Source organism: Sphingomonas kyungheensis, from assembly GCF_037120395.1.
In the GTDB taxonomy this organism is placed as follows: Bacteria; Pseudomonadota; Alphaproteobacteria; order Sphingomonadales; family Sphingomonadaceae; genus Sphingomonas; species Sphingomonas kyungheensis.
In genome coordinates this window covers 62,219-75,634 of sequence record NZ_JBBBDM010000007.1, presented here as the reverse complement: position 1 = coordinate 75,634, position 13,416 = coordinate 62,219, and the positions used below count along the sequence as shown (strand labels likewise).

13 protein-coding genes are annotated in these 13,416 nt (G+C 69.4%); 11 read left to right on the top strand and 2 right to left on the bottom strand.

Annotated elements, in window-relative coordinates; genetic code table 11:
- Nucleotides 1–116: 116 nt before the first annotated feature.
- The 9 genes from V8201_RS13835 to V8201_RS13795 all read left to right on the top strand — a co-directional run bounded on the left by V8201_RS13835 (nt 117) and on the right by V8201_RS13795 (nt 9,309).
- Nucleotides 117–1,787 carry a DUF1800 domain-containing protein gene (locus V8201_RS13835; protein ID WP_336545652.1) on the top strand — a complete coding sequence of 557 codons (1,671 nt, stop codon included), beginning with the start codon at nt 117–119 and terminating at the stop codon, nt 1,785–1,787.
- A 5-nt stretch (nt 1,788–1,792) separates the two neighbouring features.
- On the top strand, nt 1,793–3,178 hold the full coding sequence (locus V8201_RS13830) for a DUF1501 domain-containing protein (protein WP_336545651.1): 1,386 nt from the start codon (nt 1,793–1,795) through the stop codon (nt 3,176–3,178).
- 208 nt (nt 3,179–3,386) lie between these two features.
- Complete coding sequence (locus tag V8201_RS13825) at nt 3,387–4,301, top strand: heme o synthase (protein WP_336545687.1); 915 nt, start codon at nt 3,387–3,389, stop codon at nt 4,299–4,301.
- On the top strand, nt 4,298–4,432 hold the full coding sequence (locus V8201_RS13820) for a cytochrome c oxidase system small membrane protein (protein ID WP_268747101.1): 135 nt from the start codon (nt 4,298–4,300) through the stop codon (nt 4,430–4,432). The genes V8201_RS13825 and V8201_RS13820 overlap by 4 nt, the downstream gene beginning before the upstream one ends.
- Nucleotides 4,429–4,995, top strand: coding sequence for a cytochrome c oxidase assembly protein (locus V8201_RS13815; protein ID WP_037531616.1), 567 nt, complete (start codon nt 4,429–4,431; stop codon nt 4,993–4,995). Before V8201_RS13820 ends, V8201_RS13815 begins: the two co-directional genes overlap by 4 nt.
- 37 nt (nt 4,996–5,032) lie before the next feature.
- The gene (locus V8201_RS13810) at nt 5,033–5,965 is read left to right on the top strand and encodes a cytochrome c oxidase subunit 3 (protein ID WP_336545650.1); all 933 of its coding nucleotides are present in this window, start codon (nt 5,033–5,035) and stop codon (nt 5,963–5,965) included.
- Nucleotides 5,966–5,996: 31 nt separating this feature from the next.
- Nucleotides 5,997–6,416 (top strand): DUF983 domain-containing protein, encoded by a 420-nt coding sequence (locus V8201_RS13805; RefSeq protein ID WP_081792882.1) that lies wholly within the window; start codon nt 5,997–5,999, stop codon nt 6,414–6,416.
- Nucleotides 6,413–6,997: an SURF1 family cytochrome oxidase biogenesis protein gene (locus V8201_RS13800; RefSeq protein ID WP_037531611.1), complete on the top strand. Its 585-nt coding sequence runs from the start codon at nt 6,413–6,415 to the stop codon at nt 6,995–6,997. Before V8201_RS13805 ends, V8201_RS13800 begins: the two co-directional genes overlap by 4 nt.
- A gap of 134 nt (nt 6,998–7,131) precedes the next feature.
- Entirely contained in the window at nt 7,132–9,309 is a 2,178-nt protein-coding gene (locus V8201_RS13795) for a xanthine dehydrogenase family protein molybdopterin-binding subunit (protein ID WP_336545649.1), read from the top strand.
- Here V8201_RS13795 and V8201_RS13790 read toward each other — a convergent pair.
- Nucleotides 9,284–10,411, bottom strand: a complete 1,128-nt coding sequence (locus tag V8201_RS13790) for an SGNH/GDSL hydrolase family protein (protein ID WP_336545648.1) — start codon at nt 10,409–10,411, stop codon at nt 9,284–9,286. The two genes, V8201_RS13795 and V8201_RS13790, sit on opposite strands and share 26 nt — an antisense overlap.
- A 233-nt stretch (nt 10,412–10,644) precedes the next feature.
- On the opposite strand from V8201_RS13790, the gene V8201_RS13785 reads away from it, so the two are divergent.
- Nucleotides 10,645–12,015, top strand: a complete 1,371-nt coding sequence (locus V8201_RS13785) for a carbohydrate porin (RefSeq protein WP_336545647.1) — start codon at nt 10,645–10,647, stop codon at nt 12,013–12,015.
- A 39-nt stretch (nt 12,016–12,054) separates the two neighbouring features.
- Here the strand turns inward: V8201_RS13785 and V8201_RS13780 are convergent, their stop codons facing one another.
- Nucleotides 12,055–12,801 carry a glucose 1-dehydrogenase gene (locus V8201_RS13780; RefSeq protein ID WP_336545646.1) on the bottom strand — a complete coding sequence of 249 codons (747 nt, stop codon included), beginning with the start codon at nt 12,799–12,801 and terminating at the stop codon, nt 12,055–12,057.
- Nucleotides 12,802–12,908: 107 nt separating this feature from the next.
- Here V8201_RS13780 and V8201_RS13775 point away from each other — a divergent pair, with 107 nt between their 5' ends.
- Nucleotides 12,909–13,274, top strand: a complete 366-nt coding sequence (locus V8201_RS13775) for an ArsR/SmtB family transcription factor (RefSeq protein WP_037531605.1) — start codon at nt 12,909–12,911, stop codon at nt 13,272–13,274.
- Nucleotides 13,275–13,416 lie beyond the last annotated feature (142 nt).

Genomic DNA, 13,416 nt, shown 5'->3' with positions numbered 1-13,416 from the left:
GCGCGTTAAGCCTCTTCGTTAAGACCGTATCGGCTATATCCCTCGTATGGCCGTTAACGCTTGTGGGGAGCGTGGCAGGGGGGACCGTTCCAGTGCTGGATGACAGGGTGGACCGCGTGTCCGCCGACGACGCGGCGCCGATCGCCGCCGCGACGCCATGGCAGGCGGGCGCGGCCGCGGTACCGGCGCTGCTGCTCGCCGCCTGCGGTGGCGGCAGCGGCGACGGCGGCGGCACCCCGACGGCGAGCGCCCCCGTCACCGTCCTTCCCGCCGCGATCACCGCGACGCAGGCGAGCCGGTTCCTCGCCCAGGCGACGATGGGCGGCACCCGCGCGATGATCGATAGTGTGATCAGCCGGCGCTACGAAGGCTGGATCGACGACCAGTTCGCTATGCCGCGCGCGACCAGCCACTGGGACTGGCTCGTCGCCAACGGCTACAACGCCTCCGCCAACATCAACAGCGAGGCGGGGTTCGACGCGAGCCTGTGGCGGCAGATGATCGTCGAGCCCGATCAGCTGCGCCAGCGCGTCGGCATGGCGCTGCTCGACCTGCTCGTCGTCGGTATCGGCGGCGTCAATCTCAGCTGGCGGCCGTTCGCGGTCGGCGCCTATGTCGACCTGCTGCTCGACAATGCCTTCGGCAATTACCGCACGATCCTCGACGCGATCACCACCAATGCGGCGATGGCATCGTTCCTCACCTTCCTCGGCAACCGCAAGGCCAATGCCAAGACCGGCGCGCAGCCCGACGAGAATTACGCGCGCGAGCTGATGCAGCTGTTCACGCTCGGCCTCTACCAGCTCAATATGGACGGCAGCGTCCGCACCGCCAACGGCGTTCCGCTCGAAACCTATGGCCCCGCCGACGTCAGCGGCCTCGCCCGCGTGTTCACCGGATTGAGCCTCGCCACCAGCGACAACAGCACGCCCGATCGCCTGCGCAAGCCGCTGGTGATGAACAGCGCGATCAACGAGACCGGCGCCACGAGCTTCCTCGGCGCGACGGTGAGCGGCGGCGGCATGGCGGCGATCAAGACCGCGCTCGATACGATCTTCGCGCATCCCAATCTGCCGCCCTTCGTCTCGCGCCAGTTGATCCAGCGGCTGGTGACGAGCAATCCGAGCCCCGCCTATGTCGGCCGCGTCGCCGCGGCCTTCGCCGACAATGGCGCCGGGGTGCGCGGCGACATGAAGGCGGTGATCAAGGCGATCCTGCTCGACAGCGAGGCGCGCAGCGATACCGCGCTGACCAGTGCCAGCGCGGGCAAGCTGCGCGAGCCGGTGATGCGGCTCACCGCCTGGGCGCGGCTCGCCAAGGTCAACTCGCCGTCCAACGCCTGGGCATTCGGCGATACGTCGAGCCAGTCGACGCGGCTCGCCCAGTCGATGGGACGCAGCCAGACCGTCTTCAACTTTTTCCGCCCCGCCTACACGCCGCCCGCCAGCGCGATCGGCAGCGCCGGGCTGGTCGCCCCCGAATTCCAGATCACCAACGAACAGAGCGTCGTCGCCTACGTCAATTACATGCAGGGGCTGATCGCCAACGGCGCCGGCGACGCCAAGCCCGATTATGCCGACCTCATCGCCAAGGCGGGCGACAGCGCCGCGCTGGTCGACGAGATCAACACGGTGCTCGCCGCCGGCCAGCTCGGCACGGCGACGGTGAGCGCGATCCGCGCCGCGGTCGACAGCGTCGCGGCCACCGCGACCGACGGCCCGATCAACCGCGTCGGCATCGCGCTGCTGCTGACGCTCGCCTCCCCCGAATTCCTGACCCTGCGGTGAGCATGATGGACGTCACGCGTGATGCCTCGCGCCGCGCCTTCCTCAAACGCTCCGCCGCGCTCGGCATGGCGGGGGTGGCGACGCCCTTCGTCACCAGCCTCGCCGCGATCGGCGAGGCGGCGGCGGCGGTGTCGACCGACTATAAGGCGCTGGTCTGCATCTTCCTCTATGGCGGTAACGATTACGCCAATACCGTCGCCGCCTATGACGAGGCGAGCTACGCCGCCTATCTCGCCGCGCGATCCAATATCGCGCTGACCCGGGAAACGCTGGCGGCGACCGTGCTGAAGCCGACGCAGGCGCTGCCCGAGGCGCGCCGCTATGCGCTGGCGCCGACGATGGCATCGCTGCTGCCGCTGTTCGATCAGGGCAAGCTCGCGGTGGCGCTCAACGTCGGCACGCTGGTGCAGCCGACCAGCAAGCTGCAATTCCAGCAGAATGCAGTGCGGCTGCCGCCCAAATTGTTCAGCCACAACGATCAGCAGAGCTATTTCCAGGCGTCCAATCCGGAAGGCGCGACCTCGGGCTGGGGCGGGCGGATCGGCGACCTGTTCCAGTCGGGCAATGGCGCGGCGACGCTGACCTGCATCAACACCAGCGGCAATGCGGTCTATCTCATCGGCAAGAGCGCGGTCCAATATGCGATCGGCGCCGGCGGTCCGGTCGCGCTGCTCAACAACCAGACCAAGCTGTACGGATCGACCGCGGCGGCGACGACGCTGCGCAGCCTGATGACCGGCGGCAACACCAATCTGCTCGCCGACGAACATGCCCGCGTCAGCAAACGCGCGCTCGACACCTATGCGCAGGTGAGCAGCGCGCTGACCGGCGCGCCGGCCAGCGGCTTCACCCTGTTCCCGACCGGCAATGCGCTCGCCGATCAGTTGAAGATGGTCGCGCGGCTGATCTCGGTCTCGTCGCAGCTCGGCGCCCGGCGGCAGGTGTTCTTCGTGTCGATCGGCGGGTTCGATCTGCACGACAATCTGGTCGCGCAGCATCCCGGGCTGATCGGCAAGGTCGCCGACGCGATGCGCGCCTTCTACGACACCACCGTCGCGCTCGGCGTCGCCGACACGGTGACGAGCTTCACCGCCTCCGACTTCGGCCGCACCCTGCAATCGAACGACGACGGCTCCGATCACGGCTGGGGCAGCCATCATCTCGTGATGGGCGGCGCGGTGCGCGGCCAGCGCTTCTACGGCACCGCGCCGCAGCTCGGCAACGGTACGCCCGACGACGTCGGCCAGGGCCGGCTGCTGCCGACGATCGCGGTGGATCAATATGCCGCGACGCTGGCGAGCTGGTTCGGCGTCGGCGCGGGCGATCTCCGGACGGTGCTGCCCAATGCGGGCAATTACGATGCGGCGAGCCTGAACCTGGGGTTCGTCTAGGTCCAACTCCTCCCCGGCACGGGGAGGGGGACCGCCGCGCAAGCGGTGGTGGAGGGGGGTATCCACACGCGCTGCCGTCAGCGGAAGCCCCCCTCCACCAGCCTTCGGCTGTTCCCCCTCCCCGTGCCGGGGAGGATTGGTTGGGTGGTCATCGGTGCAAGCCCGATCGGCTTTGCTCAAAGCGCCCGCGCGGCGTATAGCCATGGCGATGACGGTCGCGACGCCCCTGCTGCCCCCCGCTGACTGGCGGGACTTCCTCGCGCTGACCAAGCCGCGGGTGATGACGCTGGTCGTCTTCACCGGGCTGTGCGGGATGCTCGCTGCGCCGCCGGTGAACGGACACTTCATCCATCCGGTGCTCGGCTTCACCGCGATCCTGTGCATCGCGCTCGGCGCGGGAGCGGCGGGGGCGCTCAACCAATGGTATGAGGCGGACCTCGACGCCAAGATGCGGCGGACGCAAAAGCGGCCGCTGCCCGCCGGGCGGATGGAGCGCGAATCGGCCCTGCACTTCGGCGTCGGGCTCGCCGCCTTCTCCGTCATCCTGATGTATTTCGCGGTGAATTTGGCCGCGGCGGCGATCCTCACCGTCTCGATCCTGTTCTACGTCCTCGTCTATACCGTCTGGCTCAAGCGCCGGACGCCGCAGAACATCGTCATCGGCGGCGCCGCGGGCGCGTTTCCGCCGCTGATCGGCTGGGCGGCGGCGACCGGACAGGTCGCGCTGCTGCCGCTGCTGCTGTTCGCGCTCGTCTTCCTGTGGACGCCGCCGCATTTCTGGGCGCTCGCGCTGTTCGTGAAGACCGATTACGCCAATGCCGGGGTGCCGATGCTGCCGGTCGTCGCCGGCGAGCGGGTGACGCGGCGGCAGATCGGGCTCTACACCATCCCGATGGCGCTGGCCGCGGTGCTGCCCTGGCCGCTCGGCCTGTCCGGGCCGCTCTACGGCGGCGTCGCCAGCGTCACCACCCTCGTCTTCGCCGCGCTCGCGCTCGTCGTCGCGACCCGCACCACCACGGCCGACGATGCCATGAAGCCGGAGAAGCGCTTGTTCAGCTATTCGATCCTCTATCTGTTCGTCGTGTTCGGCGCGCTCGTCGTCGACCGCTGGATGTTCGCATGACGCCCGACGAACAGGACCTCGTCCGCCAGCGCCAGCGGGCGCGGGCGCGGATCATGGCGCTGCTGCTCGGTGCGTTCGTGATCCTGATCTTCGCGATCGCGATCACCAAGATCCGCCAGGGGCTGGCATGAACGCGCCGCCGCGCCCCGACGATGCGTCGACGCGGCGGCAGTTGCGCACCGCCTTTTTCGCGGTGCTCGGCATCTGCTTCATGACCGGCGTCGCCTGGGCGAGCATCCCGCTCTACCGCCTGTTCTGCCAGGTGACCGGCCTCAACGGCACGACGCAGCGTGCGCAGGAAGCACCGGGTGCGGTCAACAAGCTGATCCGCATCGATTTCGACAGCAATGTCGCGCCCGGGATGAAGTGGCGCTTCCGGCCCGAAGCAGGGTCGGAGACGGTCAAGATCGGCGCACGCGACATCGCCTTCTTCACCGCCACCAACATGGACAGCAAGCCGATCACCGGCAGCGCGACGTTCAACGTCACGCCGAGCCAGGCGGGCAAATATTTCACCAAAATCCAGTGCTTCTGCTTCACACAGCAGACCCTGGCACCGGGCGAGACGCAGCGCATGCCGGTGATCTTCTTCGTCGACCCGAAGATCATGGACGATCCCGACGCCAACGACGTCGAGACGATCACCCTCTCCTACACGTTTTACCCGGTGGATTCCGCGAAATCGGCGGGCTAAGCGTTAGCGCAAGAGGATAGAGAACAGGGAAACGACCATGGCCGGCGCCAAGAACCACGATTACCATATCCTGCCCCCCAGCATATGGCCCCTGTTCGGATCGCTGTCGGCCCTGGTGATGGCGTCGGGTGCGATCATGTGGATGCACGGCGCGCATCTCGCCGCCGACAAGGCCAATGGCGGCGGCTGGATCTTCCTCGCCGGGCTCGGCGGCGTGCTGTTCACCATGTACAGCTGGTGGGCGGAGGTGGTGCGCGAGGCGCATCACGGCGATCACACACCGGTCGTCCAGCTCCACTTCCGCTACGGCATGATCCTGTTCATTGCCTCCGAGGTGATGTTCTTCGTCGGCTGGTTCTGGGCCTTCTTCGACTTCGCGCTGTTCCCGACCGCGATGAGCTTCATCGACGGTCAGGTCGAACGCGCCGCGGAAGGGGCGGCGGCGATCGCCGCGCAATGGCCGCCCAAGGGGCTGGAGGTCATCAACGCCTTCGAATTCCCGCTGCTCAACACGCTGATCCTGCTGACCAGCGGCACCACCGTCACCTGGGCGCACCATGCGCTGATCCACAACCAGCGCGGCGGCGAGAAGCGCGGCCTGTGGGGCGTGCTCGGCGTCGGTGATCGTGACGGCGTGCTCAAGGGGCTGTGGCTGACGGTGGCGCTCGGCGTGCTGTTCAGCTCGATCCAGGCCTATGAATACATGCACGCGCCGTTCCCGTTCAAGGGGCTGAACTATGGCGCCGCCTTCTTCATGGCGACGGGCTTCCACGGCTTCCACGTCCTGATCGGCACGATCTTCCTCGCGGTCTGCCTGATCCGCGCCTACAAGGGCGACTTCACGCCACGCCAGCATTTCGGCTTCGAGGCGGCGGCCTGGTATTGGCATTTCGTCGACGTGGTGTGGCTGTTCCTGTTCGTCACCATCTATGTCTGGGGTGGCTGGGGCGCGCCGGTCCACGCCGGCTGAGGCGGGCGCGGGTGAGCGGACCGACCGGAGGATGACCGATCCCGAGCCATCCGGCCCCGTGCCGTCCGCCCCTGCGCAGCCCGGCCCGGTGCAGCCCAGCATCGTCCAGGCCGCGCTCGGCGGGCTCTGCCCGCGCTGCGGCAAGCCGACGCTGTTCGCCGGGATGATCCGCTTCGCCGATCGCTGCTCCGCCTGCGGACTCGATTTCAGCCGCTTCAACGTCGGCGACGGTCCCGCCGCCTTTCTGACGCTGATCCTCGGCACGTTGGTGGTGATCGGCGCGATCACGCTCGAACTGACGCTCCACCCGCCGTTGTGGCTGCATATGCTGATCTGGATCCCGGTGACGCTCGCCGGGGTGATCTGGTCGCTGCGACTGGCGAAGGGCGCGCTGATGTCGGCGGAGTTCCGCAACGCCGCGCGCGAAGGCCGCATCGATCCGCGACCATGAGGCGCGTGCCGCTGCTCCCGACGGTGATCGTCGCGCTCGCGGTCGCGGCGATGATCGCGCTCGGCCTGTGGCAATGGCTCGACCGGGCACCGCAGAAACAGGCCTATCTGGCGCAGCTCGCCGCCAATCCGGCGCGCCCGCCGATCGCCTTCCCGCGGCGCGCCGACGACCGGCTGCTGTTCCGCCGCAGCTATGCCGCCTGCCCCCACCCGCTGGCGCAGCGCCTCGCCGGCGCGGGCGCGGCGGGGTTCCGGCTGATCGCCGATTGCGGCGACGGGCTGCTCGTCCAGCTCGGCACCACGCCCGACCCGATGTTCGCGCGGCGCTGGCCGGGCGGGCCGGTGCGCGGCTTCATCAGCCATGCGCCGGACGGCCGTTCGCTGATCGGCACCGTGTTCGACCGGCACCCGCAGCCACTGCTGCTCGTCGCCGATACGCCGCCGCTCGGCCTGGCCGCCAACGGCCGCCCCGATCTCGCCTCGGTGCCCAACAACCATCTGTCCTATGCGGTGCAATGGTTCCTGTTCGCCGCGGTCGCGACGGTGATCTACGTGCTGGCGTTGCGGCGGCGCTCGGCCTAGCGGCGCGTCCGCCGAGGCCGACGCCCTCGGGCAGCGAAAAGGAATATCCGATTCTTCCAACTGCTTGAACGACATAACGGAGCGTCTCCGCCCGTCCGCACGTTGCGCCATGCGGACCGACGAAAGGTATCGCGATGACCGCTCCCTCCGATGCACCGGGCGTCCGCGCCCGCCGGGACGATGCCGTCGCCCGGCTCGGCGCGCCGCATCCGCGCATCGACGGGCCGCTCAAGGTCTGCGGTCAGGCCGAATATCCCGGCGACGTGAGCGTCCCCGGCATGGCGCATGCCGCCATTGCGGTCAGCGCGATCGCACGCGGGCGGGTCACCACGATCCATCGCGACGCCGCCGAGGCGATGCCCGGCGTATTGCTGATCCTGACGCATGACGAGGTCGGCGGGGCGATCCGCCCGGTCGATCATCTGATGCAGGGCGGCTATGCCAACAGCAGCTGGCGGCCGCTCGCCTCGCCCGAGATCCGCTATGCCGGGCAGATCGTCGCGCTCGTCGTCGCGGAAACCGCCGAGATCGCCGCCGCCGCCGCCGCCGCCCTGCGCATCGGCTATGCCGGCGAAGCGCCGGTCGCCTGCCTCGCCGATCCGCGCAGCGCGGCCGTTCCGCTGACCACGATCAAGACCGAGCATCACGATCGCCGCAGCGGCGATCTCGATGCCGCGCTCGGCGCCGCCGCGGTGCGGATCGACGCGCAGTATACGACGCCGATCCAGCACCATAACCCGATCGAACTGCCGAGCACGACCTGCCTGTGGGAGGGCGACCGGCTTACCGTCTACGAACCGACGCGCTATGTCGTCGCGGCGCAGCACGGCCTCGCCGCACAGCTCGGCCTCCGTCCGGAGCAGGTGCGGGTGATCGCGCGCTTCATCGGCGGCCATTTCGGGGGCAAGCTCGCGCTGTCGCAACATAGCGCGATCTGCGCGCTCGCCGCGCGCCGGCTCGGCCGTCCGGTGCGGCTCGAGATCAGTCGCCGCGACCAGTTTACGATCGCCAACCACCGTACCGAGACGCGGCATCGCATCCGCCTCGGTGCGGATGCCGACGGCCGGCTGCTCGGCGTCGGCCATCAGGCGGCGACGGCGAGTTCGCGCTTCGACGATTTCGCGATGGAAGGCGCCGACGTCTCCACCGCCCTCTATGCCGCCGAGGCGGTCGCGGCGGAGGAACGGCTCGGCCGCGTCGATCGCAACACGCCCGGGCCGATGCGGGCGCCGCCCGAGGTCCCGTTCCTGTTCGCGATGGAAAGCGCGATCGACGAGCTGGCGCATGCCCTGTCGATCGATCCGGTCGCGCTGCGCCGTCGCAACGACACCGCGGTCGATCCGGTCTCCGGCAAACGGTTCACGACGCGCCCGCTGCTGCGCTGTTTCGACGCCGCGGCGGCGGCGTTCGGCTGGGCGGAGCGGTCGCCGCGGCCGCGGGCGCGGCTGCGCGACGGCTGGTGGATCGGCCATGGCTGCGCCGCGGCGGCACGCCCGGTCAAGATCGGCCCGGTCGCGCTGCGCCTCAGCCAGAATGCGGACGGCGCGGTGCGGATCGAGACCGCGCATCACGAGATCGGCAACGGCCTCTATACCCTGCTCGCGACGATCGCGTCGGAGCGGCTCGGCGTACCGCTCGATCGCGTCACCGTCGCGCTCGGCGATACCGCGCTGCCGCCGGCGGGGATCTCGGGCGGGTCGTCGACCACCACCTCGCTCGCCAATGCGCTCGCCGACGCCTGCACCGCGCTGCGCCGCCAGCCCGAAGGCGCGCGCAGCGTCCGGCTCGACTATCTGCCGCCGGGCGCCAAGCCGGCGGCGGTGGACGATCTCCGCGCCGGCCATATCAAGCTGCTGACGCTGCCCGAGGATGCGCTCGCCTGGGCGTTCGGCGCGCATATGGTGGAGGTCGCGGTCCATGCCGCGACCGGCGCGATCCGCGTGCCGCGCCACGTCGGCGCCTTTGCCGCGGGCCGCGTGCTCAACCCGCTCGCCGCGCGCAGCCAGTATCTCGGCGGGATGAGCTGGGGGCTGAGCTCGGCGCTGCTCGAGAAGACCGAGATCGATCCGCGCACCGGCGTCTACATGAACCGCGATCTCGCCGACTATCTGGTGCCGACCGCCGCCGATATCGGCAGCCAGACCGTCGTCATGGTCCCCGACGCGGATGACGCGGTCAATCCGGAAGGGGTCAAGGGCCTGGGCGAACTCGGCATCATCGGCGTCGCGGCGGCGGTCGCCAACGCGGTGTTCAACGCCACCGGCATCCGCGTCCGCGACCTGCCGATCAGGATCGAGGCGCTGATCGCCTGACCGCCGGCGCCGTCCAGACCTGCGGCTGCGCATCGATCGCCGCGGCGATGCGCGTCGCGATCACCGTCTGGTCGGCGAGCGAGGGATGATTGTGGCAGCCGGCGAAAGCGAGGCCGTCGACCGGCACATAGGCGATCCGCCGCTCGCCCGCGGCGCGCAGCCGGGCGGTGACCTTGGCGACCTCCGCCTCGATCTCGCCCTGCGCCATGTCGGTCGCCCACAGCACGATCAGCGCCTGCGGTGCGCGCCGCCGCAGGTCCTGGACGAAGCGGACATAGCGCGCCTCGTAATCGGCATGCAGCGCCGCCCGGTCGGGCCAGCGTTCGCCGGCGTGGAGCGGCGTGGTGAAATCGTTGGTGCCGAGCGCGATGACGATCACCTGCGGGTGCCAGTCGACCGCCGCCGCCGGGGTGCGATGATCGAACAGCGCATAGGGATAGGCGTCGGGCAGCGGATCGGCCGCAAAGCCGTCGTAATTCCGCACCACCCCGCGGCCGGAGATCGCATTGACCTGATAGTCGGCGCGATATCGGCGGGCGAGCAGCGCGCCGAATCCCTGCGACGTATCGGTCGTCCGCCACACGTCATCCTCCGAACAGTCGCGCGTCGCCGACGTCACGCCATAGCCGACGGTGTGCGAATCGCCGATGAACTCGATCCGGCGGGTGCGGGGCGCCGGCGGGGCAGCGGCCTGCGCGGCGTAGAAGGGCCCGATCCGCGTCGGCCCCGCCTGACTCTCCGACGCGACCTCGATGCGCAGCCGATGCCGGCCGCGCGCCAGCCCGTCGATCCGGTAGAGACCCGGCGCGGGCTTGACGAGCGTCTCCACCGCGACGCCGTCGACCGACAGATGCAGGGCGACCTCGCCGCTGCCGATCCGGAAGACCACCGCCGGCCCGGCGAAACCGGCTTCGAAATAGCTTCCGGGCCATTGGCGGACGAAGGCGTCGCCGTCGCGCACGACGCGGCCGTGCACCGCCACCGGCAGCACCGCCATCGGCGCGGGCACGGCCGCGATCCGCTCGATCCGCTGCGGCGACGCCGCGCTCACCGACATCACCGCAAGGGCGATCCCCACACCCGCCAGCCTGCGTCTGGTCAACACCGTCTCCCGCTTCGATGGCCGCCATCTTAACCATGACGGCGTGCGGTGGCCAGCGGCGGTGCCGGCCATAACCCGTCCGGGCAACCTCTCCCGTCGCGGCGGCGCATTCGGGATGAGAGAACGCCCCGATCGCCATCATCGGAGCGCCTCGCGACCGTGGATCGGCGCGCGCGTCTATATCGGAAGCGTGGCCCGGCCGCGCTTCGCTGCACCGGGCGAGGGAGACGTGGATGTCCGCCAGCCTCGCAGTCCTGCTCACCGCGCAGGCGATCGTATCGCCGCCCGCCGCCCCGGCACCGCCCGCCGTTCAGCCACCACCGCCCGTCGCCGCGGACAGCGCCGCCGTCACCCGCTGGCAGCATGACAATGCGGTCGGCAAGACGCTGCGCGGCCTGCAGAGGGACGGCGTCGACCTCGGCTTCGACGGGGTCGAGAATGTCGCCGGCAACCCGATCGGCGGTGCGCGGCAGGGGGTGCGCGAGGCGCATTTCATCGTCGGCACCGCCAATCTCGATCTCGAGCGGCTGTTCGGCCTGTCGAAGACGCGCGTGCATATCCAGGGCGCATGGTTCACCGGCGACAGCCTCGGCCGCGAGGTGATCGGCAATTCGATCAGCCTGCAATCGACCTTCCGCCCGGTCCCCGGCCCGCGGTTGACGCAGCTCAGTATCGAACATGATTTCGGCCGGCTCAACCTGCTGGTCGGCCGCGCCGACGAAAACAGCTATTTTAACAATTCGCCGCTCAATTGCTCGTTCATGAGCAGCATCATCTGCCTGACCGGCTATGGCGCGATCCCCGTCATCGGCATCACCGGCTTCCCGTTCTCGGCCTGGGCGGCGAAGGCGCGCTACGCGGTGGACGACCGGCGTTACGTCCAGGTCATGGTCACCGAGCATAATATGGCGCTGCATGCCCCCGGCAAGGGCGGGCTTGATTTCTCGCTCGGCAAGGGCAGCGGCGTGCTGCTCGCCGGCGAACTCGGCTATCAGACGAGCTTCGCGCAGGAGCGGCTGCCGCGCCGGTACAAGCTCGGCGTCTTCGTCAACACCGATGGCGGGACCAGCCCCTATTATGACGGCAGCGGCGCATCGGCGGCGCTGAGCGGCCGGCCGCGGGCCGCGCTCGGCGGCAGTCGTGTCGCACTCTACGGCCTGATCGACCGGACGATCGCGCGCGCGCCCGGCGCGGGCACGCGCAACCTCGCGCTGTTCGCACGCGGCTTCTGGAACGTCGGCAACGTCCAGATGCTCGACAGCTTCGTCTCCGCCGGCTTCGTCAAGACCGGCACCTTCCGGCATCGGGACGAGGATACGGTCGGCATCATCCTGTCGGACGCGCATTTCAGCGACCAGCAGATCGGCAATCTGCGCGACCTGCGCGCCCGGGCGGGGGGCCACGGCGCGCCGCATCACGACGAGATCGTCGGCGAGTTCAGCTATGGCTGGGCGGCGCTGCACGGATTCAAAATCTATCCCGTGGTGCAATATGTCCTCCACCCCGATCCGATGTTCGCGCCGAAGCGCCGGACCGACGTGCCGAGCGCCGTGGTGCTCGGGCTGCGCGCCGACGTGCGGCTGGCGCAACTGTTCGGCGGATGAGCCGCCACGCCGGCGCGATGCGGGCGTGGCGGCTGCGGATCAGCGGATGCCGCCGCTCGCGGTGATGGTCTCGCCGATCAGCCAGCGTGCGTCGTCGGAGGCGAGGAACGCGACCACGCCGGCGATATCATCGGGCTGACCGGCGCGACCGAGCGGCGTCTGCGCGACGAGCGACGTCTCCATCTCGGAACCGACGACGCCCGCGGCACGCGAGCCTTCGGTGACGACGAAGCCGGGGCTGACCGCATTGACGCGGATGCGGCGCGGCGCCAGCTCGTTGGCAAGCACGCCGGTGATCGCGTTGAGCGCGCCCTTGGTTCCGGCATAGACCGCCGCATGCGGCGTGTGGACGTGCGTGATCGCCGACGAGATGTTGATGACGCTCGCTCCCTCGCCGAGATGCGGCACCGCCGCCTGCGTCGCGAGCAGGACGCCGAGCACGTTGACGTCGAATTGCCGCCGATAGTGATCCTCGGTCACGTCCTCGATCGCGGCGAATTCATAGACGCCCGAATTGTTGACCAGCACGTCGAGCCGGCCGAACCGATCGACCGCGGTGGCGATCAGCGCCTGCGCCTCGGCGGCCTGCGAGACGTCGCCCTGCACCGCGATCGCCTCGCCGCCCGCCGCGGCGATGCCGGCGACCACCGCATCCGCGCCGGCCTTGCTCGACACGTAATTGACCACGACCGACGCACCCTCTGCCGCGAGCGCGCCGGCGATCGCCGCGCCGATCCCCTTCGATGCGCCCGTCACCACCGCGACCTTGCCTGCAAGCCTTGCCATACGTCCGTCCTTCCGTTTCGGCCCGGCACCGTGGCGGCACCGCTATTCCGATAGTTCGGGAATCTGGAACTAACGCTGTCGCGATCAAGTCCCTATATGCAAAAAAGATGAGGCCCTTGATTCACCCCGCGATCGACGACGTCCGGCCCGAGGCGATCCTGCATGCGCTGTCCGATCCGGCACGTGCGGCGATCTTCGCGCGGATCATGCGCGCCGGCTGCGTCGAGGCCTGTTCGGCGCTGGCGGCGGTCGGTGACCGGGTCATTCCCAAATCGTCGCTCTCCAACCATTTCAAGATCCTGCGCGAGGCGGGATTGATCCGCAGCGAGCGCGCCGGCGTCGAGGTGCGCAACCATTCGCGCTGGGACGAGATCGAGGCGCGCTTTCCCGGCCTGCTGCCGGGCATCATCAACGCCTATGCCGCGACACCGGCGGGCAATGCCGACGGCATCGCCGCCCTGGACGACGATTAGGGTCGCGTTGCGGCGCAGAGGACGCGGCAGCCTGACCAGCCATGCGTCGGCGCGAACTTCCGATCGGCACAGGCCTGGCGTTCTCTGCGCTTCCGCGCGCAAATCTTCTTCGTATTGCCGCGCGGCTCACGCCGGAAAGCAA